An 18,040-nucleotide genomic window follows, 5' to 3' on the forward strand; every position below is an offset into this window, starting at 1 on the left:
GTGCGGCGAGCGCCCAGGGAAGGGGTGACCGCCTCGGGCGGTCAGGACGACATGGCCTCGGACCCGTCGGAGTCTTCACCCGGGGAGCGCCCGTGGATGCATCGCGTGGAGTTCGCCGTGGGCAACGTGGCCGTGCACAACCACCGGCGCCCGTGGTTGGCGCTGCTGGCGACGCTGGTGCTCAGCGCGGTGGGGCTGGACCTGGCGCGCACATTGACGCTCAACGCCAACCTCGCGGACCTGCTGCCCGAGTCCTTCGAGAGCGTGCAGGACCTGCACACCTTGGAGCAGCGCTTCGGCGCGCTGGGCTGGGTGGTGGTGGTGGGCGAGGACGCGGACCCCGCCGCGCTCCAGCGCTTCTCCGATGAGCTGGCGCCCAAGCTGGAGGCCCTGCCGGGCATCCGCTACGTGGAGGCGCGGCGGCCCGGCACGTTCTTCCGCGACCACGCGCTGTACTTCCTGTCTCCCGAGGACCTGAAGGAAGTGCACCGTCGACTCGACGCGCGCATCACGTGGGAGAAGGAGCAGGCCAACCCGCTCTACGTGAACCTCACCGACGAGGAAGCGCCCTCGCTGGACTTCTCCGACCTGGAGTCGAAGTACGGCGGCAGCGGCGCACGGCGCCTGTCGCGCGGAACGAGCGACGCTTATTTGGATCCGCAAGCGCGCCGCGTGGTGCTGCTGGCCAAGCCCGAGCAGTCCTCCGCGGACCTCACCTATTCGCAGCGCATCGTCGGAGAGGTGCGCGGGCTGCTCGCGAAGCAGGACCTGTCTCGCTTCGGCCCGAAGTTCCACGTGGCCATCACCGGCACCTTCCAGAAGAAGATCGATCAACAGGCGCAAATCACGCGCGACGTGGCGGTGTCCTCGACGGTGGCCACGGTGTTGGTGCTGCTCTACCTGTGGTTCCACTTCCGCAGCGCGCTGGCGGTGGGGCTGGTGTTGGCGCCCGTGGGCGCGGGGCTGGCGTGGACCTACGGGCTGGTGGGGCTGGCCTACGGACAGGTGAACCTGCTCACCGCGTTCCTGGGTGCCATCCTCGGCGGGTTGGGCGTGGAGCACGGCATCCACCTCTTGGGGCGCTACATGAACCTGCGCGCCGAGGGCGAGACCTCCGAGGAGGCCACACGCGAGGCCTTCACACACACCGGCGGCGCGGCGCTCATCTCCGCGCTGGTGGCGGCGCTCACCTTCTTCGTGCTCGGCAGCTCGCGCCTGCGCGCGTTCCGTGAGTTCGGCGTCATCGCGGGCACGGGCATGATTGTGCTCATCGCCGCCTATGTCCTGGTGCTGCCGGCGGTGCTGGGACTGGCGGCGCGCTGGGGTTGGCGCGCGCGTCCTCGCCGCGAAGCCTCCGAGTCACCGCGGTTCTCCGTGGGCCGCATCATCCTGCGCCGCCGCGTGCTCATCACCGGCGTGTCCGGCGTCGTGCTGCTCGCGCTGCTGACCCAGTTCCCACGGCTGAGGTTCGACTACGACTTCAGCTCGCTGTGGGACGAGGACCTGCCCTCGTTCGTGCTGGACCGCGCCGTCAACCAGCTCATCGGCTACTCGCAGTCTCCCGTGGTGGTGCTGACCAACTCGGCCGAGGAGGAGCAGGCCGTGGTGCACGAACTCACCGAGCGAAAGAAGCGGCTCGGCAAGGACTCCACCGTCGACTTCGTCATCTCGCTCTCCAGCCTCGTGCCCACCGAGCAGCAGCGGAAGCAGGTGCTGCTGCGAGACATCGGGAAGGTGCTGGAGGACGTGCCCGAGGAGTCCCTCGACCCCAAGCAGCGCGAGCAGCTCACGAGCCTGCGCGAGCAGGTGAAGGCCCGGCCCTATACCGAAGAGGACCTGCCCCCGAGCGTGCGCCAGCAGTTCCTGGACCGCCGCGGCCACCAGAGCGGCTTCGTGCTGGTGTACCCGAGCGTGAGCCAGTCCGACGGACAGGCCATGCGCGCCCTGGCCCGCGAGGTGCGCGGTGTACAGCTCCCGGACGGGCGCCGCGTGTCCGCCGCGGGCGAGCCCATGGTGCTGGCGGACATCATCAACCTGGTGACGCACGAGTCGCCGCTCATCCTGGGGGGCACCACGCTGGCCGTGCTCGGGGCCATGTGGCTGACGCTGGGGGGGCTGCGCATGGCGCTGTTGTGCCTGCTGCCCACCGTGGTGTCCCTGCTCGCGCTCCTGGGATTGATGCCGCTGTTGCACATGCCATTCAATTACTTGAACATCCTGGTCATCCCCGTGCTCATCGGGACGACGGTGGACGCGGGCGTGCACCTGCTGACGCGGCTGGCCTCGCCGGGCAGTGACTTCGAGCAGGTGTACTCGGAGACGGGCAAGGCCATCGCGGGCGGCCTGCTGACCAGCGCGGTGGGCTTCGGCGCGCTGCTCATGGCGAACCACCCGGGACTCAAGTCAATTGGCGTGCTCGCCAACCTGGGCTTCGGCACCAACCTCGTCGTCATGTTGGTGTCGTTCCCCGCGCTGCTCTTGGTGGTGTCCGAGCACCGCCGCCACCGGACTCGGGCGCCGGACACGGGCACGGGCGGTCAGCGGACCACGCCCGTGAACTGACGTGTCACCACTGGAGGCTCGCACGCGAGGAGGCAGGGCATGGGGATGCACGGAGGATGGGGGAGCGCACGGCTTGGCGGGCTGGCGTGCGTGGTGCTGCTGAGCGGGGCGTGCAGCGCGACGCGGACGGCGCCCACGCGGCTCGCGCAGGTCACTTCTGGGATGGCACAACAGCAGTCGGGCGAGCCCGGCATGACGACGGGGCTGGCGCCGCCCACGCCACCGCCGTCGTATGGACAGACGGACGCGGGCACAGGCGGCTCGGGCGCGCTGCTGCCTTCGCCCTACTCCGGCGGCGGTGACGCGGGCCTGAGCTCCAGCGCGGTGCTGCCTCCAGGCTCGGGCACCGCGGCGCCGGGCATGGGCGGGGCCGGGACGACGGTGGGCCCCGACACCAACACCTCGGGAGAGTTCCTGCCCGCGCCGAGCGGCTCGATCATCGATGGAGGCATGGGCCGCTGAGGCCCTCCGAGAGGCGCCGGGCATCGCGCGTCGCTGGACACGCTGCCCGGTGCCTGCTTTGTCGCCGGGACCATGGACTCCGCCGCGCCTCGAATCCTCTCCCTCTGCGTTGGGCTGGTGCGCGAACACGGCGTCGCCGGCGCGGTGGAGCCGCTGGAGCGGCCGTGGGTGAGCGGCACGTTCAAGGAGCCCGTGACGGGCCCCGTGTGGCTCACCCGCACGGGACTGCGCGGAGATGGGCAAGCGGACCTGAAGGTGCACGGCGGCCCCGAGAAGGCCGTGCTCGCCTACGCGGAGCTGCACTACGCCTTCTGGCGCGAGCTGCTCGCGCGCGAGGACGTGGGCCCGGGCGCCTTCGGGGAGAACTTCGTCCTCTCGGGCGGCGCCGAGGACGGCGCGTGCATTGGCGACCGCGTGCGCGTGGGCACCGCGCTGCTCGAGGTCTCTCAGCCGCGTCAGCCGTGCTGGAAGCAGGCGCGCAAGTGGCACCGCAAGGACCTGCCCCTGGTGATGCAGCAGTCCGGGCGCACCGGCTGGTACTTCCGCGTGCTGGAGGAAGGCACCGTGGCGGCGGGTGACACCTTGGCGTTGCTGGAGCGCCCCTTCCCCGCGTTCACCGTGGCGTTCGCGAACCACGCCATGCACGCGCAGGACCGGGAGGCCGCCGCGGCGCTCGCGGAGTGTCCGCTGCTGACGCCGGGGTGGCGCGAGTCGCTGGCGCGCCGAGCCGCCGCGGCGCCTCGCAAGGATGATCGCCCCCGACTCGTGGGCCCCAACGACGGCGACTGACGAACGTTCGCGCCCTGGCGCATGCGGACTGGAGGCCTCGCGCATGCGGCCCCGGGCGCGGACGGCCAGGGGAGCGCCCCCTGCGCGTGCGGGACCGGCTGCCCACGTTCGGGCGAGCAGTCGGACCCTCACAGCGGGAGAGTCGCAATGACGAAGTTCTTCAAGACCCAGCTCACCGTGGCCAGCCTCCTCGTCGGCGCGCTCGCGCTCGGCACGGGCTGCAAGACGAACAAGTCGGCGGAGCGCGGCACGGAGCCCATGCCCCCCGCGACGGACTACACGGGCACGGACCAGGGGCCGGGTCAGGCGCCCACGGAGACCGGCACCCCGCCGCCCAGCAGCGGCGGCTCCGGCTACGAGCAGCCCAACCCGCCGCCTCCGCCCGACACCAGCGGCATGGGCAATGAGCCCGTCACGCAGCCGCCGTCCTCCCTGCCGCCGGACAGCGGGGGCTCCGGCGCCAACAGCACCGGAGAGTCCGAGCCGGGCGTGCACCATGGCGACATGAACTCGCCGAGCACCGGTGGCTCTGGCCAGGACATGAACCCGCCGCCGTCCTCGGGTGACACGACGATGCCGCCCAACTCCGGCGGCTCCGGCAGCGACATGAACACCCCACCGGCGTCCAACTGCGCGGGCCAGGGCACGATGGACCCCTACGCGCCGAACACCAACAACCCGCCGCCCAAGGACAGCACCACCCGCTAGTCCAGGCCGGCTGAACACTTCCACGGCGGGGCCCGCGCCCATCTGAAGCACGGGCTCCGCCCTCTGGAAACGGCGAGCGCGGCCGTGGCAGCGTGAGGCCCCGGAGTTCCCTTCCCCTGGAGCCCGCTCGCTCATGCGCCGCCGCCGCGCGCCTCCGCTGGCACGCCCACCAGGAGTCGCAGGAAGTGCCCGGGTGCCACACGCCCGGTGTTCAAGGCACGAAGGGCGGGCGAAGCGACTGGCTCCGCGACATATCCGCGACGCCCCGGCCCTTCATCCGGGGATGAACCCGATGCGTGAGGAACCCGAGACATGAAGCTGTTGCTGGCGGGCCGACGAGGCCACGGCGAAGTCCCCCTCTCCGCGAGCGACTCCGCGCGAGACTGGCTGCGTCAGGTGGAGCGATGGTTCCACGACGCGTGCGCGGGCGAGTGGATGGAGGGCTCCCGCGTGGAGCCCGGCCCCCACGGCGCGCCCATGCTGCGCCTGCGGCTGCACCCCGCCGCCAGTGACGTCCGCATCGTGGCCGCGAGCGAGGGCCGCGTCGTCGTCTCCGCCGAGACGTCCGCCGTGGGCCCCGGCTACCACCGCTATCTCTGCGACCACCTGCTGCGCATGGGCGACGCGCACGGGATTTTCTGGGCGGACCCCGACGAGGGCTCGGGCGTGGGCGACCCCACCGGCTACTTCCACTCGAGAAACGCAGACGCCATCGAGCCGGGGTTCCTCGCGTGGCTCCACCTCACCGTGGGGCGCCTCGTGCAGCGCCGGAGCGTGGGCGAGTCCGGGCTCACGCTCTCGCTGCCCTCGGACCGCGTCTTCGAGCATCCCGGCGCGCTGCTCACCCCCATGGGCCCGCGCGACGAGCAGTGGATGCTCGGCGTCCTCGAGGAGCCGAGCCGGGGCCGCGACGTGTTCCCGTGGTGGGAGCCCACGGTGAACGCGCACGTGCGGCTGGGCCGCGCGCTGTGCCGGCTGTGGACGGACGTGATGTGGCGCCCGCCGCTCTTGGACGATGAGCGACAGCTGCTCCGCGACGTGACCCGCACGCTGCAGCGGGCCTGGCGCGAGGACCCATCGCTGCCCTACCCCTGGCGCGAGTGGCAGGAGGTGCTGGGCTATCTCGGCGTGGGCGGCACGCTGGCCGAGGAGGTCCATCGGCGCGCGGGCGAGGTCTCCGGAGGACCGCCGCTCGGTTATCGCCGTGGCACGGTTCGGGTGGGCCTCCCGGGAGGCTGGCAGGTGCGCATCCCCGGCGCGTTCTCGGAGTCGCGGCTGGCGGACGGGAGCTGGGTGGCGCGCGACCATCGGCGCAGCGTGCGCGTGCTGAACATGGAGGACCTGGAGGAAGGCGCGCCCGAGCCCGGCGCCGCCGAGCGTCGCGCGCTCGACCTGGAGCACCAGACCGAGCGCGTGACGAGCCGCGCGTCGTTGCACCTGGAGCCCGGCCTGTGTCGCCTCACGGCCCTGTGCCGCGCGGGCACTCGGCGCGCGGTGTGCGTCGTCAGCTTCGACGACCCCGATGAGCAGGACTGGGCGCTGGAGACGTGGCGCTCGGTCGACTTCCCCACTCCCTGAACATGAGGCTCCACCACGCCAGGGCGCGCACGGAGGCCGTGCTACCGTGAGCCCCCGCATGTCCCGCGATGCGCAGCACGAAGACGCCGTGCGGCAGGTATACGAGGAGATTGCTCCCGCCTACGAGGCGCTCTTCCCCGTGCTGCACCGCTACGGCGACCGGGTGGAGCGCTTCCTCGACGACGCCGTGACGCCGGGCTGCCGCGTGCTGGACGTGGGCTGCGGCCCCGGCCCGCACACCCGCGCGCTGGCGTCCTCGGTGGACGTGGTGGGGCTGGACCTCTCACCGGAGATGCTGGCGCTGGCCCGGCGCGCGCGCCCCAGCGGAACGTGGCGCGTGCACAGCTACCACCAGCCCGTGCCCGCGGAGCTGGGCCGCTTCGACGTCGCGCTCGCCATCGGCTGTCTCGACTTCTGCCATGACCTGCCGCGCGTGCTCGGGCACTTCGCCGCCGCGCTGAAGCCCGGGGGACGGATGCTGCTCACCATTCTGGAGCGGCGCCCGGGCCTGGAGGCGCACGAGTCCCCCACGCGCGTGATTCCCACCGCGGGCCCCCAGGTCACCCTGCACCTGTACTCCTTCGAGGAGACCGCCCGCGCGCTGGCGCAGGTGGGCTTGCTGCCCCGCGCCTACGCGCACGCCCCGGGCTGGGTGCACCTCACCGAGCAGCGCACCATGTGGTTCGGCTGGTGGGACGTCGTCGCGCGAGGTGGCGCGGCGCTCTGACTCGCGAATCAATCTCGGGTAGCCTCGGGGCCCTTCTGGAATCCCCCGAACCCGGCCCGCGCGGTGCGTCCGCGGGGTCGTGAGGAGCCTGAGATGTCGTCGTCGCACCACTACACGCCCAACCTCCGCGACCTCCAGTTCAACCTCTTCGAGTTCCTCGACATCGGGAGGACTTCGCTGGGCCACGCGCCCTTTGGCGACCTGGACGAGACCGCGGCGCGGCAGATGCTGGAGATGTTCGCCAAGCTGTGCACGGAGGAGCTGGCGACGAGCTTCGACGAGGCGGAGCACAACCCGCCGAAGCTGGAGAACGGCGTGGTGACGCTGCCGCCGGGAATCAAGCGCGGCATGAACGCCTGCTACGACGCTGGCATGCACCTGTTGGAGCAGCCGCCGCACCTGGGCGGCATGGGCGCGCCGCCGACGCTGGGCTGGGCCGCGTTCGAGCTGCTGGTGGGCGCCAACGCGTCGCTGGCCTTCTACACACTGGGCAACTTGATGGCGCGCATCATCGACCGGCTGGGCACCGAGTCGCAGAAGCGCCGCTTCCTGCCGCACATCCTGGACAAGCGCTGGGGCGGCACCATGGTCCTCACCGAGCCCGACGCCGGCAGCGACGTGGGCGCGGCGCGCACGAAGGCGCGTCACGTGGAGGGCGACCTCTGGGAGATTGAAGGCGTCAAGCGCTTCATCACCAACGGCGACTCGGACATGTCCGAGAACGTCATCCACATGGTGCTGGCCCGCCCCGAGGGCGCGGCGCCGGGAACGAAGGGCCTGTCCCTCTTCATCGTGCCCAAGTACTGGGTGGACGAGCAGGGCAACATGGGCGAGCTGAACGGCGTCGTGTGCACCAAGCTCGAGAAGAAGATGGGGCTCAAGGGCTCCGTCACCTGCGAGCTGACGTTCGGCGACGGGAAGCCGGCGCGCGGGCTGCTCGTGGGCGAGGTGCATGACGGCATCCGCCAGATGTTCCACGTCATCGAGCAGGCGCGCATGGCGGTGGGCGTCAAGTCCATGGCCGCGCTGTCCGCCGGCTACATGCGCGCGCTGTCCTTCTCCAAGGAGCGACTGCAGGGCGCGGACCTGATGAAGGCGCGCGACAAGGCGGCGCCGCGCGTGCCCGTCTTCCAGCACCCGGACGTGCGCCGCATGCTGATGGCGCAGAAGTCCCACGCCGAGGGCATGCGCGCGCTGTGCCTCTACACCGCGTCCATCCAGGACCAGGTGGAGCGCATGGGCGGCCACCGCGCCACCGAGGCCGGCGAGGCGGATGTCCTCAACGACATGCTCCTGCCGCTGGTGAAGGGCTACTGCTCGGAGAAGGCGTACGAGATGCTCGCCCTCTCGCTGCAGGTGCACGGGGGCTCGGGCTACCTGCAGGACTACCCGGTGGAGCAGTACATCCGGGACCAGAAGATCGACACGCTCTACGAGGGCACCACGCACATCCAGGCGCTCGACCTGCTGATGCGCAAGGTGGCGCGCGACGGTGGCGCCACGCTCCAGGGGCTGCTCGCGAAGGTGCGGCAGACGGCCGAGGGGGACGAGGGCGGCACCGAGCTGAAGACCGAGCGCGAGGCGCTGGGGGAGGCGCTCGGCCACCTGGAGATGATGCTCGGCACGCTGATGGGCAAGCTGGGCGAGTCCGTCTACCACGTGGGCCTGCAGGGCAACCGCGTGCTGTTCGCCGTGGCCGAGGTGGTGGTGGGCTGGCTGCTGGTGCGGCACGCCGGCGTGGCGCTGGAGCGGATGAAGGAGAACCCCGGCGACAAGGCCTTCTACGCCGGCAAGGTGGCCAGCGCGCGCTGGTTCTGCCACGAGGTGCTGCCCGCCATCGCCCACGCCGCGCGCATGGTGGAGCGCGGCAACCTGGACCTGATGGACGTGCCCGAAGAGTCCTTCTAAGGGCCACAAGCCTCCGCGCGCGGCGCTCGCAAGACCGAGCCGCCGCGCGCAGGAGCCTTCAGCGAGCGCGGGCCGCCAGTTCGCGCTCCACGTAGAGCCGGAGGATGTGCATGAAGTCCTGGGCGTTGGTCACCACGCCGAAGGCCTGATGCGTGCCCCGGTCCTTCAGCTTGCTCACCACGAACTCGGACGAGTCCACGCAGATGGTGGGCAGCTCGCGCAGCGCGCCGTCCGACTCCGTGACGAAGGCGGGCAGCATGTTGCCCGTGGCGATGGCGTGCAGCGCCGTGGCGATGAGCACCGCCATGGTGGCCTTCACCGCGTGGCGGCGCATGGCGTCCTGCGCGGCCAGGTTGTCCGTCACCACGTCCGGCAGCGGGCCGTCATCCCGGATGGAGCCGGTGAGGACGAAGGGCACGTTGCGCGTCACGCACGCGTGCATGATGCCGTTGGTGACGACGCCCGCCTTCACCGCCGCCGCGATGGAGCCCGCCGCGCGCACCTTGTTGATGGCGCGCATGTGCAGGCCGTGGCCGCCCGACGTCGCCTCGCCCGAGCCGCTCATGCCCAGCGTGGTGCCGTAGATGGACGCCTCGATGTCGTGCACCGCCACCGCGTTGCCCGCGAGCAGCGCGCCCACGAAGCCGTTCTCGATGAACCACGTCATGTCCGCGCGCGCCCGCGAGTGCACCAGCGCCGGCCCCGTCACCCACACGGGATAGCCGCCGCGCTCGCGCTCCTCCACCAGCAGCCGGGCCATGTGCGCGTAGTCGATGGGCTTCTCGCGCGACACCTCGGACGTCATGAACTTGAACTCGCCCTCGCCGCCCTCGGTGAGGTACGCCATGTTCACGAAGACGCCCTCGCTGCCGTCCTCCGCGCGCCCCACCACCACGCGCTCGCCCGCGCGCACGCGGCGGCCCTCGCGGACCCAGAGCACGCCCTGCGCGTCCAGCACCAGCGCGCCGTCCATGCGCGGCTCGCGCGGCATGCGCCACTGCCCTTGGAGCCGCACGTACGTGGGCAGGTTGGTGGTGGTGAAGAAGCCCTCGGGCAGGACGCCGTCCGCGGGCGCCGGCTCGAAGCGCGCGTCCGGGAACTGCGCGAACCGCGCGGCCGAGAAGTCAGGATGAGCGATGGAGGTCACCGCGCCACCATGCGCGGCCCCTCCGCACCGTTCAAGCGCCGCGACATTCCCGCGTCCCCCACTCCACCCTCGCGTGTCCCTCAGGACTCTTCCACCGGGGGTGGGTGGCGCAGGTGGCTGTAGGCCCGCTCCGCCAGTGCTTCCACCGAGGGCACCGCCCAGGACACCGCGTGCCCCTCGCGCCACCGCGCCGTCCACGCACGGAACGCCCGAAGCTGCGTCTCACTGGGCGACACCTGCCACCGCCGCGCCTTCGCGTTCGCCAACGCCTCCAGCGGCGCCTCGCCTCGCGCCACCATGACGCACAGCGCCAGCAACACGCTGCGACCCGCGCCGTGCTCGCAGTGAATGAGCACCTTCTCTCCGCGCGCCAGTCGCTCGGACACCCAGGCCACGCCGTCGTCCAGCCGGTTCAGGTGGAGGGCCCCGAGGTCTTGAGCGGGCAGGTGCAGGAACGCGATGCCGTGCTCGCGCAGGGCGCGCTCGTCGTCGCGGGCCTCGCCTCGCACGTCCACGATGGCGGAGATGCCCAGGCCTCGGGCCAGATGGTCCGCCGCCTCGATGGGGAAGCGTCCCCCCACCGCGAGCGAAGGCGTCACCCAATCGAGGTTCAGCTTCCCACGCGGCGTGCTCATGCCTCGCAACCTAGGGCCAGCCCCGCTAACTCGCGAGTTTTACAGTCCCAGCTGATCCGGTGACAAATGCGTCGCGGGACGCAACAAAGCCGCGCCATCTCAGAGAATGAAAACAATCGCAGCAATTGGTAACTGACCCCATCTGCTCTCTCCCCGGAGCCTCCCATGAGCATCAAGATCAAGTCCGGCGACACCCTGTCCGCCCTGGCCCAGCGCTACAACACCAGCGTGGGCGCGCTGATGAAGGCGAACCCGCAGATCAAGAACGCCGACCTCATCTACGCCGGCAAGTCCCTGAACATCCCGGGCAGCAAGGACGGCTTCGACTCTCCGTCGCTGCGTCCCGGCGGCAACAAGGGCGGCCCGGGCGGCGTGGATGGCTCCGGCCCCATCAACTCGGGCCCCGGCACCAAGGGTCCCAAGGGCAGCCCGTTCGACATCGCCCAGGCGCAGCTCGGCAAGAACGCCGGCTCGCTGAAGCTGGAGAAGACGGGCGTGGGCTCGGACATGGATGACGGGATTCCCAACAACGTCAACTGCGCCAACTTCGTCTCCGCGTGCCTGGAGCAGGCGGGGCAGATCAGCAACAGCCAGCACAACAACTCCGTCTACGGCCTCCAGTCGAACCTGGACCGTGACCCGAACTTCAAGCGCGTGAGCCTCAAGGACGCCAAGCCGGGCGACGTGGTCAGCATGAAGACCAACGGCGGCGAGCACGTGGTGATGTTCGCGGGTTGGAAGAACGGCCAGCCCCAGTTCATCGGCTCCAACAACGTGAACTCGGATGGCTCGCAGCGCATCACCATCAGCTCGATGAACTACCCCATCATGTCCGTGCACCAGTACCGCGGCTGAGCAGGGGCACCACGCGGCAGCAGTCCTTCCGGGGCGTCCGGCTCGCGCGATGCGAGTCGGGGGCCCCGGAGTCGTTTCAGGCTCAGGGCGCGCCGCGGCCGGCGTAGAGGCAGTCCATGGCCTCGTCCAGCAGGCACAGCGCGCTGTCGGACCAGCCCCGCAAGCGCACCTGCGCGGTGGGCGCGGAGACGGGCGGCACCAGGTGGGCCTCCACCGCGTCCTGGATGAGCTGCGCCTGCTGCTCGGGGTTCAGCTCGGCCCAGCGCCGCCGCTGCGAGACGGCCTTGCGCCAGTCGTAGCCATCCCCCAGGAACTGCGCGAGCAACGCGGCGCTCAAGTAGGCCGTGCCGCCGTGCTGGTGCTGCCACACGTGCGTCAGCTCATGCACGAGCAGCCCGAAGTCCTCGGCCGAGTCCCCCGGCGGCAGGAAGACGGTGTCGCCATGCGCGAACGCGCGGCCCGTCACGCCCAGGAGCCCCAGCGGACCTTCCTTCACGCGCACGGCGCCGTAGTCCAGGCTGCCGCCGAAGATGGGACGCAGCCGCGCCACCTCGGCGTCGGTGAGGCGGCGGCCCAGGGTCTCCAGGCCGGCGATGACCTGCGCGGCGCTCAGCACGCGCACGCTCACCATCAGCACCACGTCCACGGGGAGCTGGGCCATGCGCCACAGCCCCTGCTTGAGCTGGGGCAGCCCCTCGCGCGAGCGCCCCGAGGCACAGCGGGCCATGCCCCCCGCCAACGACGCGAGGGCGAAGATGGCGCTGCGCGCCGCGCCCGCCGAGGCGCTGATGAGCCCGGTGACGAGTCCATGCCCGGCGTCCAGGCACCGGTCGCTCAGCGAGACCGGGGACGCGGGCCGGCCTTCATGGGCTGCGTGCGGCGGCAGGAAAGCGGGAGATCCCAAGCACCGACTCCACGAGCAGGCGCAGCTCGCCCGGGCGCCAGGGCCGACCGAGTGCGAAGTGGGTGACGCATGACGCCCGGACCCGGGCGGCGGCCTCTGTACGGAAGCCGGCGGACAACAGGATGCGGGGTCCACCAAAGCCCCGCTCCACCAGCCGGGCCAGGAACCCTTCCAGGATGGGGCGGGCCGTGCAGTCCATGTCCAGCACCAGCAGCTCCGGCGTGGCCCCCGCGTCCAACCGCCGCTCGGCGGACGCCGTCCCCAGCGCGTGCAGCATCTCGCACTGGGAGACCAGCTCTCGCCCCACCGCGAGTCGAATCAGCGGCAGCTCGGACACCACCATCACCCGAGGCGCGCCTGACCCGGTCCGGTTCCGAAGCCCCACGCCCGGCCGCTCCCAGCCTCCCGGCACCATCCCCCCCACGGGCAGGACGGACAGCGGGGAGGGGGCGGTCACATACGGGAGGGGAACAGTGGACACACCCCAAGAGTAGACAGCAATAGTGGAAATATCAAGTTTTGCTTCAATCCAAGCCCTGTCCGGACCCGGTCAGCGGGCCTCGGCGGGGACGAGGGTCAGCTCGGCGATCTCCGGCGAGGGGCCCAGGCGCAGGGGCGGGCCCCAGTAGCCGGTGCCCCGGTGGGTGTAGACGCGGACGCCGGCCACCCGCGCAAGCCCGCGAACCACGGGCTGCTGGAGCTTCACGAAGAACATGAAGGGGAACACCTGGCCGCCGTGCGTGTGTCCGGAGAGCTGGAGGTCCACGCGCAGCCCCTGGAGCGACAGCGCCGAGCGCGGCTGGTGCGCCAGCAGCACGCGCGGCACGTCCGCCGGGGCGCCCGCCAGCGCCAGGTCGGGCCGGCTCGCGTGCTCGGCGTCGATGCTGCCCGCGTTGTAGTCGGTGACGCCCGCCACCACGAGCCGCGCCCCATCCCGCTCCACCACGCGGTGCTCGTTGCGCAGCACGGTGAGGCCCAGGCGCGCCACCTCGGCGGACCAGGCGCGACCGCCGTGGTAGTACTCGTGGTTCCCCGTCACGTAGAAGACGCCCAGCTTCGCGCGCAGCCCCGCGAGCGGCGCCACCTCGTCGCGCAGCGCCTCCACGCTGCCGTCCACCAGGTCTCCCGTCACCGCCACCACGTCCGGCGCGAGCGCGTTCACCTGCTCCACCACGCGCGTCAGCCACTTCCCATCCAGCGTGGGGCCCACGTGGATGTCGGAGATCTGCACCACCCTCAGGCCGCTCAGGCCAGCGCCCAGTCCCTCCACGGGAACTGTCACCCGCTCCACCCGGGCCCGCCCGCGCGCGGTGAGGAACGCGAACCCCACCGCGGGCAGCGCCGTCAGCAGCACGCCCAACGCCTTGCCTCGCGCCAGGGACTGCGCGTCGGTGACGGTGCCTGTCCAGCGCAGCACCGCGGCCACCAGGTCGGCGGCCACCGTCGTGGTGAAGAACACGCCGAGCGAGCCCAGCCAGATGAAGGCCACCCACTTGAGCACGCGCAGGGCGCCGGAGGACTCGTGCCGCCCCAGCAGCATGCCCGCGGGCAGCATCACGAAGAGCGCCCCCAGCACCAGCTCACCCAGCAGGGCCCAGGGCGCGGGCCACGCCGGATCCGCGAACAGCCGCAGGCCCACGTACGCGTGGAACCCGCCCAACAGGCTGAGGATGATGCCCACCCGCACGACGAAGGCCCACACCACGCCCGCGGGCAGCCGAGGCTCCCGCTCTGACTCAACCCCAGGGGACAGCTCCGCCACGGCACGCACCCTTTCGCCGCCCGAGACGGGGCCGCTGGGGCTGGACGATAACGCCCCCCTCCCCCACTCGCTCGGCAACCCGCCCGCTCCCCGGGGCTCCTCCGCCCCGGACTCCAGGCAGGCGGCCCGAGGCCCCCGCCCCTCCCGCCTTGCGTGGGGAAGGCCGGGCCTACGTTTGGGCCATGAAGACCTCCACACTCCTCGTCGCCAGTCTGCTGCTCGGGGCCGCCGCGCCCGCGCTCGCCAAGGACCACCCGAAGTCCGACGACGCGTCGCAGTCGCAGTACCTCACCCTGCGCACACCGAGGCAGGACATCACCGCGAAGGTGACGCCCACGGACATCAGCAGCCCGCAGTTCCAGCTGGGGATGGACTCGAACAGCATGCGAGGCCGCGCCTATGGCCGCACGGTGGACCTGTCGCTGAACCAGGAGAAGGGTGAGGTCACCGGCTCGTTTGGCCAGTCGCCCGTCAACATGAAGGTCACCGAGAACGCCAGCACGCTGGAGGCGAAGGGGTTCTTCGCCGGGCAGCCCTCGAACCTGAAGATTTCGCCGGACGCGCTCACCGGCACCGTGGGGCGCTGCAGCTACCAGCTCAAGCAGCAGGACTCGCTCTACCAGGGCTCGCGCTCGTGCGGCCATGGCGTGGAGAACCCGGTGAGCGTGTCCATCCCGCCCCTCATCGCGGACTCCAGCGCGCGCGCCGTGGCCGCCTTGTCCGTGCTGCTCTCGAAATAGCCGCGACGCCTCGAGCGACTATCGTCCGCCCCGTCGCGAGCTTATCCAGCGAGCGGAGGGTGTTCATGGCGCGCATGCACGAGGTGGACTTCCAGGTTCACGGCGACGACTTGCAGTTCGTGGAGGTGGAGCTGGACCCGGGCGAGGCCGCGGTCGCCGAGGCGGGGGCCTTCATGTACATGGAGGACGGCATCGAGATGGAGACCGTCTTCGGCGACGGTTCCAAGCAGAAGAGCGGCCTGTTCGACTCGCTGCTCGGCGCGGGCCGGCGCCTGCTGACGGGCGAGTCCCTCTTCACCACCGTCTTCCTCAACCGCGCGGGCGGCAAGCGCAAGGTGGCCTTCGGCGCGCCTCACCCGGGGAAGATCATCCCCGTGGACCTGGGGCAGATGGGCGGCGAACTCATCGCGCAGAAGGACAGCTTCCTCGCGGCCGCCAAGGGCGTGACGCTGGGCATCGCGATGCAGAAGAAGCTGGGCACGGGCCTCTTCGGTGGTGAGGGCTTCATCATGCAGCGCCTCCAAGGCGACGGCCTCGTCTTCATCCACGCGGGAGGCACGCTGCACGAGCGGATGCTGGGGCCGGGCGAGCTGCTGCGCGTGGACACCGGCTGCATCGTCGCGTTCCAGCCCACCGTGGACTTCGACATCCAGCGGGTGAGCGGAATCAAGACGGCCTTCTTCGGAGGCGAGGGCTTCTTCTTCGCCACCGTGCGGGGACCGGGGCGCGTGTGGCTCCAGTCCCTGCCCTTCAACCGGCTCGCGAGCCGAGTGCTCGCCGCCGCGCGCCCGGGAAGCTCGTCCGAGGAGGGCTCCGTGCTGGGCAACCTCGGGCTCGGCAACCTGGGGCTGAGCGACGACCCCTAGCCGCGCCGGGCTCGCCGCCGCGACAGGGCGAGCAGCCCCAGCCACGCCCCCGCGCTGGCCAGGCCCTCCAGCGGGGTCGCGCCGCAGCCACAGCCCACGTCCAGCGCGGTGGGGCCTCGCACCTGGAAGTCCACCGCGCTCGAGCGCGCACCCGCCACGCCCTGCGTCTCCACGGTGCGCGCCACCACGCGGTGGTCACCCAGCGCCAGCGCCTCGGCCGAGCCCACCTCGTGGCGGAAGACACCCGCGTCATCCGTGGTGACCGTGGCCAGCGCCACGCCGTCCAACTCCAAGGCCACGGACGCGCCCGCCACCGCCACGCCCGCGAACGTCGGCGTGGGGTCCACCACCTCGCCCTGCTCGGGCACCACCACCACGGGGACCAGCGGATCCCTCACGCCTCCGTCTGGCCGCGTCCCCGCATCAGCGGTGCCGCCCGCATCGGGAGTCTGTCCGGTCCCCGCGTCCACCTCACCCACCACGACCTCGAAGGTGGTCGCGGAGGATGAGGGGCCGTTGTTGCCGTTCTCGTCGTGCGCGTGCACGCGAGCGCGGTGCGGGCCCGGCGTCATCGGCTGATCCCCCGGCCGCACGTAGCGGAAGCGCCCCTCCAGGTCCATGGAGAGCACCACCTCGGGCTCATCGTCGATGTCCAGACCCACCGAGACGCCGTTGAGCGCGGTGCCGGCGAACAGCGGCGTGGGGCTCACGGTGTCGCCCGTCGCGGGCACCACCAGCACCGGCGCCACCACCACGCCGCCATCCGAGAGCACCACGGGCGTGGTGAAGCGCACGGGCGTGGCGGGCGCGCTGCCCATGCCCAGCACCTCCGAGAAGACCTCCACCAGGTGCTCGCCCGGAGGCAGCGGCTGGCGCGGGGTGACGGAGAAGCGTCCGCTGCTGTCCGGCACCACCGCCGACAGCCGCACGCCGTCCACGGACACGTACACCACGGGGCCCACGGGATCCGCCGTGCCGTCGATGCGCGGCTGCGGGTTCGGCACGAGGCTCCCGTCGCGCGGCGAGGTCACCACCGGCGTCACGAGCACACGGAAGGGCAAGAGCAACGGCTGCGAGGTGCCTGCATAAGGCGCCGAGTCCGTCACCCACGGCGAGGCCATGTCCACCCCGCCATCGGAGATGACGGACATGCCACCGCGCCCGGCCTGCGCGGACGACGAGCACGTCACGGCCGTGCCCTGCAACAACAGGCGCCCGCCCGCGCCACCACCGCCCGCCCCGAGCAGCTCCGACGCGAAGGGCGTGATGTCTCCGCCCTGCCCGCCGTTCGCCTGCGCGGCGCCACAGTTGAGCTGGGTCGCGCTGCGCAGGATGACCGTGCCTCCCGCGCCACCCCCGCCGGCCCCATCCGAGCCCGAGGTGAACGCCGGCGCCGCGCCGTTGGCCGAATAGGTCCCCGAGCCGACGAAGAGCGCCGCGCGGGTGAAGACCGCACCGCCGCCTCGCTCTCCCCCCGTGCCCTGGGTCTCGTCGCCCTCGCCCGCGCCACCGCCCCCGCCGAAGAGGAAGTGGTCATAGAGGGTATACGTGAGCGACGCGCCGCCCAGGCCGCCCTCGGCGCGCCGGCCGTCGCTCTCGGCGGTGCGCCCGCCCGCGCCGCCCACGCCACCATGGCCTCCGCCTCCGCCGCCCGCGTTGCGGCAGTTGGCGCCACCGCCGCCGTTGGCGACGTTGCCTCGGCCCGTGCCCCGCAGCGCCACACCCTCACCGCGCTCGGTGCCGCCCTGCGCGAAGGACAGATTCAGCCCGGTGCAGCCCAGCGGCCCCGTCGAGTGGTCGCGCTGGCTGCCGCCCTCGAAGCCCTTGCCGTCCGCGTGGATGCGCCCCGCATTGGAGAGCGTGCCGGACACGAGGAACGCGAGGATGCCGCCCGTGGGCGACTTCCACGGCGGCGCCGCCAGCGAGCCGGCTTGCGTCACCGTCACGTCCTTGTACTCGGGGACGCGCACCACCTGCCCGCCGACCTGGAAGCCGAACCGCAGCGGCGCGGTGAGCGTCATCCGGCGCAGCACGCCGTCCACCTTGCTGACGCGCGCCAGCTCCCACTGGCCCAGGTTGCGCGGCCCCAGGTCCAGCGAGGAGGTCCCCACCGGCGCGGCCCAGGCGGGCTCGGTCGTCTGATGGAACAGCACCAGGTCGCCCGCGGCGAAGCCCGTCACGGTCGAGAGCCGGGCCACCGTGCCGCCCGCGACGACATCCGTCGAGATGGCGGCAAAGGCCGTGTTGACGACGACGTCCTGGGTCGAGACGGACAGCGAGCCATCCCGGCCCGTCCCCAGGCCAAAGGAATCCGGCTCGGCCAGCGCGAGGCCCGCATGGAGAAACACGAGCGCGATAACAAGGGCGATCCGCATGTCTCCCCATGCTGCCCCAGCA

Annotated in this window: 16 protein-coding genes; 10 read left to right on the forward strand and 6 right to left on the reverse strand. The window is 71.7% G+C overall.

The genetic code is table 11. From position 1 onward, the window contains the following. The first annotated feature begins 51 nt into the window (after positions 1 to 51). The 7 genes from JGU66_06145 to JGU66_06175 all read left to right on the forward strand — a co-directional run bounded on the left by JGU66_06145 (position 52) and on the right by JGU66_06175 (position 8,734). Entirely contained in the window at positions 52 to 2,562 is a 2,511-nt protein-coding gene (locus JGU66_06145; GenBank protein MBJ6760336.1) for an MMPL family transporter, read from the forward strand. Positions 2,563 to 2,601: 39 nt separating this feature from the next. Beyond that, positions 2,602 to 3,024 (forward strand): hypothetical protein, encoded by a 423-nt coding sequence (locus tag JGU66_06150; protein MBJ6760337.1) that lies wholly within the window; start codon positions 2,602 to 2,604, stop codon positions 3,022 to 3,024. Between the two features lie 72 nt (positions 3,025 to 3,096). Next, the gene (locus tag JGU66_06155) at positions 3,097 to 3,813 is read left to right on the forward strand and encodes an MOSC domain-containing protein (protein MBJ6760338.1); all 717 of its coding nucleotides are present in this window, start codon (positions 3,097 to 3,099) and stop codon (positions 3,811 to 3,813) included. A 147-nt stretch (positions 3,814 to 3,960) separates the two neighbouring features. Further along, on the forward strand, positions 3,961 to 4,521 hold the full coding sequence (locus JGU66_06160) for a hypothetical protein (protein MBJ6760339.1): 561 nt from the start codon (positions 3,961 to 3,963) through the stop codon (positions 4,519 to 4,521). Positions 4,522 to 4,833: 312 nt separating this feature from the next. Further along, positions 4,834 to 6,099, forward strand: a complete 1,266-nt coding sequence (locus tag JGU66_06165) for a hypothetical protein (protein MBJ6760340.1) — start codon at positions 4,834 to 4,836, stop codon at positions 6,097 to 6,099. A 58-nt stretch (positions 6,100 to 6,157) separates the two neighbouring features. Beyond that, a complete protein-coding gene (locus JGU66_06170; protein MBJ6760341.1) occupies positions 6,158 to 6,826 on the forward strand; it encodes a class I SAM-dependent methyltransferase in 669 nt (222 codons plus the stop codon). 93 nt (positions 6,827 to 6,919) lie between these two features. Continuing rightward, positions 6,920 to 8,734, forward strand: coding sequence for an acyl-CoA dehydrogenase (locus JGU66_06175; protein MBJ6760342.1), 1,815 nt, complete (start codon positions 6,920 to 6,922; stop codon positions 8,732 to 8,734). A 58-nt stretch (positions 8,735 to 8,792) separates the two neighbouring features. Here JGU66_06175 and JGU66_06180 read toward each other — a convergent pair whose 3' ends face one another. Both JGU66_06180 and JGU66_06185 read right to left on the reverse strand, forming a co-directional pair. Beyond that, entirely contained in the window at positions 8,793 to 9,881 is a 1,089-nt protein-coding gene (locus JGU66_06180; GenBank protein MBJ6760343.1) for a hypothetical protein, read from the reverse strand. Positions 9,882 to 9,961: 80 nt separating this feature from the next. Further along, on the reverse strand, positions 9,962 to 10,516 hold the full coding sequence (locus JGU66_06185; GenBank protein ID MBJ6760344.1) for a dual specificity protein phosphatase family protein: 555 nt from the start codon (positions 10,514 to 10,516) through the stop codon (positions 9,962 to 9,964). Between the two features lie 165 nt (positions 10,517 to 10,681). On the opposite strand from JGU66_06185, the gene JGU66_06190 reads away from it, so the two are divergent. After that, positions 10,682 to 11,371 (forward strand): LysM peptidoglycan-binding domain-containing protein, encoded by a 690-nt coding sequence (locus JGU66_06190; protein MBJ6760345.1) that lies wholly within the window; start codon positions 10,682 to 10,684, stop codon positions 11,369 to 11,371. Positions 11,372 to 11,453: 82 nt separating this feature from the next. Here the strand turns inward: JGU66_06190 and JGU66_06195 are convergent, their stop codons facing one another. The 3 genes from JGU66_06195 to JGU66_06205 all read right to left on the reverse strand — a co-directional run bounded on the left by JGU66_06195 (position 11,454) and on the right by JGU66_06205 (position 14,037). After that, positions 11,454 to 12,209, reverse strand: a complete 756-nt coding sequence (locus JGU66_06195) for a DUF4157 domain-containing protein (protein ID MBJ6760346.1) — start codon at positions 12,207 to 12,209, stop codon at positions 11,454 to 11,456. Between the two features lie 25 nt (positions 12,210 to 12,234). Further along, complete coding sequence (locus JGU66_06200) at positions 12,235 to 12,618, reverse strand: hypothetical protein (protein MBJ6760347.1); 384 nt, start codon at positions 12,616 to 12,618, stop codon at positions 12,235 to 12,237. Between the two features lie 207 nt (positions 12,619 to 12,825). After that, positions 12,826 to 14,037: a metallophosphoesterase gene (locus JGU66_06205; protein ID MBJ6760348.1), complete on the reverse strand. Its 1,212-nt coding sequence runs from the start codon at positions 14,035 to 14,037 to the stop codon at positions 12,826 to 12,828. Positions 14,038 to 14,219: 182 nt separating this feature from the next. On the opposite strand from JGU66_06205, the gene JGU66_06210 reads away from it, so the two are divergent. Beyond that, on the forward strand, positions 14,220 to 14,777 hold the full coding sequence (locus tag JGU66_06210; GenBank protein ID MBJ6760349.1) for a hypothetical protein: 558 nt from the start codon (positions 14,220 to 14,222) through the stop codon (positions 14,775 to 14,777). A gap of 65 nt (positions 14,778 to 14,842) precedes the next feature. Next, entirely contained in the window at positions 14,843 to 15,643 is an 801-nt protein-coding gene (locus JGU66_06215; GenBank protein MBJ6760350.1) for a TIGR00266 family protein, read from the forward strand. Here the strand turns inward: JGU66_06215 and JGU66_06220 are convergent. Beyond that, positions 15,640 to 18,018 carry a carboxypeptidase regulatory-like domain-containing protein gene (locus JGU66_06220; GenBank protein MBJ6760351.1) on the reverse strand — a complete coding sequence of 793 codons (2,379 nt, stop codon included), beginning with the start codon at positions 18,016 to 18,018 and terminating at the stop codon, positions 15,640 to 15,642. The two genes, JGU66_06215 and JGU66_06220, sit on opposite strands and share 4 nt — an antisense overlap. Positions 18,019 to 18,040: the final 22 nt, after the last annotated feature.

The sequence above is a fragment of the Myxococcaceae bacterium JPH2 genome, from assembly GCA_016458225.1.
In the GTDB taxonomy this organism is placed as follows: Bacteria; Myxococcota; Myxococcia; order Myxococcales; family Myxococcaceae; genus Citreicoccus.

What these genes read in the sequence shown, in the direction of transcription:
- JGU66_06155 (MBJ6760338.1), top strand. Translation starts at nt 3,097, where the DNA reads ATGGACTCCGCCGCGCCTCGAATCCTCTCCCTCTGCGTTGGGCTGGTG.
- JGU66_06220 (MBJ6760351.1), bottom strand. Translation starts at nt 18,018, where the DNA reads ATGCGGATCGCCCTTGTTATCGCGCTCGTGTTTCTCCATGCGGGCCTC.
- JGU66_06145 (MBJ6760336.1), top strand. Translation starts at nt 52, where the DNA reads ATGGCCTCGGACCCGTCGGAGTCTTCACCCGGGGAGCGCCCGTGGATG.
- JGU66_06215 (MBJ6760350.1), top strand. Translation starts at nt 14,843, where the DNA reads ATGGCGCGCATGCACGAGGTGGACTTCCAGGTTCACGGCGACGACTTG.
- JGU66_06190 (MBJ6760345.1), top strand. Translation starts at nt 10,682, where the DNA reads ATGAGCATCAAGATCAAGTCCGGCGACACCCTGTCCGCCCTGGCCCAG.
- JGU66_06165 (MBJ6760340.1), top strand. Translation starts at nt 4,834, where the DNA reads ATGAAGCTGTTGCTGGCGGGCCGACGAGGCCACGGCGAAGTCCCCCTC.
- JGU66_06200 (MBJ6760347.1), bottom strand. Translation starts at nt 12,618, where the DNA reads ATGGTGGTGTCCGAGCTGCCGCTGATTCGACTCGCGGTGGGGCGAGAG.
- JGU66_06175 (MBJ6760342.1), top strand. Translation starts at nt 6,920, where the DNA reads ATGTCGTCGTCGCACCACTACACGCCCAACCTCCGCGACCTCCAGTTC.
- JGU66_06160 (MBJ6760339.1), top strand. Translation starts at nt 3,961, where the DNA reads ATGACGAAGTTCTTCAAGACCCAGCTCACCGTGGCCAGCCTCCTCGTC.
- JGU66_06185 (MBJ6760344.1), bottom strand. Translation starts at nt 10,516, where the DNA reads ATGAGCACGCCGCGTGGGAAGCTGAACCTCGATTGGGTGACGCCTTCG.
- JGU66_06150 (MBJ6760337.1), top strand. Translation starts at nt 2,602, where the DNA reads ATGGGGATGCACGGAGGATGGGGGAGCGCACGGCTTGGCGGGCTGGCG.
- JGU66_06170 (MBJ6760341.1), top strand. Translation starts at nt 6,158, where the DNA reads ATGTCCCGCGATGCGCAGCACGAAGACGCCGTGCGGCAGGTATACGAG.
- JGU66_06210 (MBJ6760349.1), top strand. Translation starts at nt 14,220, where the DNA reads ATGAAGACCTCCACACTCCTCGTCGCCAGTCTGCTGCTCGGGGCCGCC.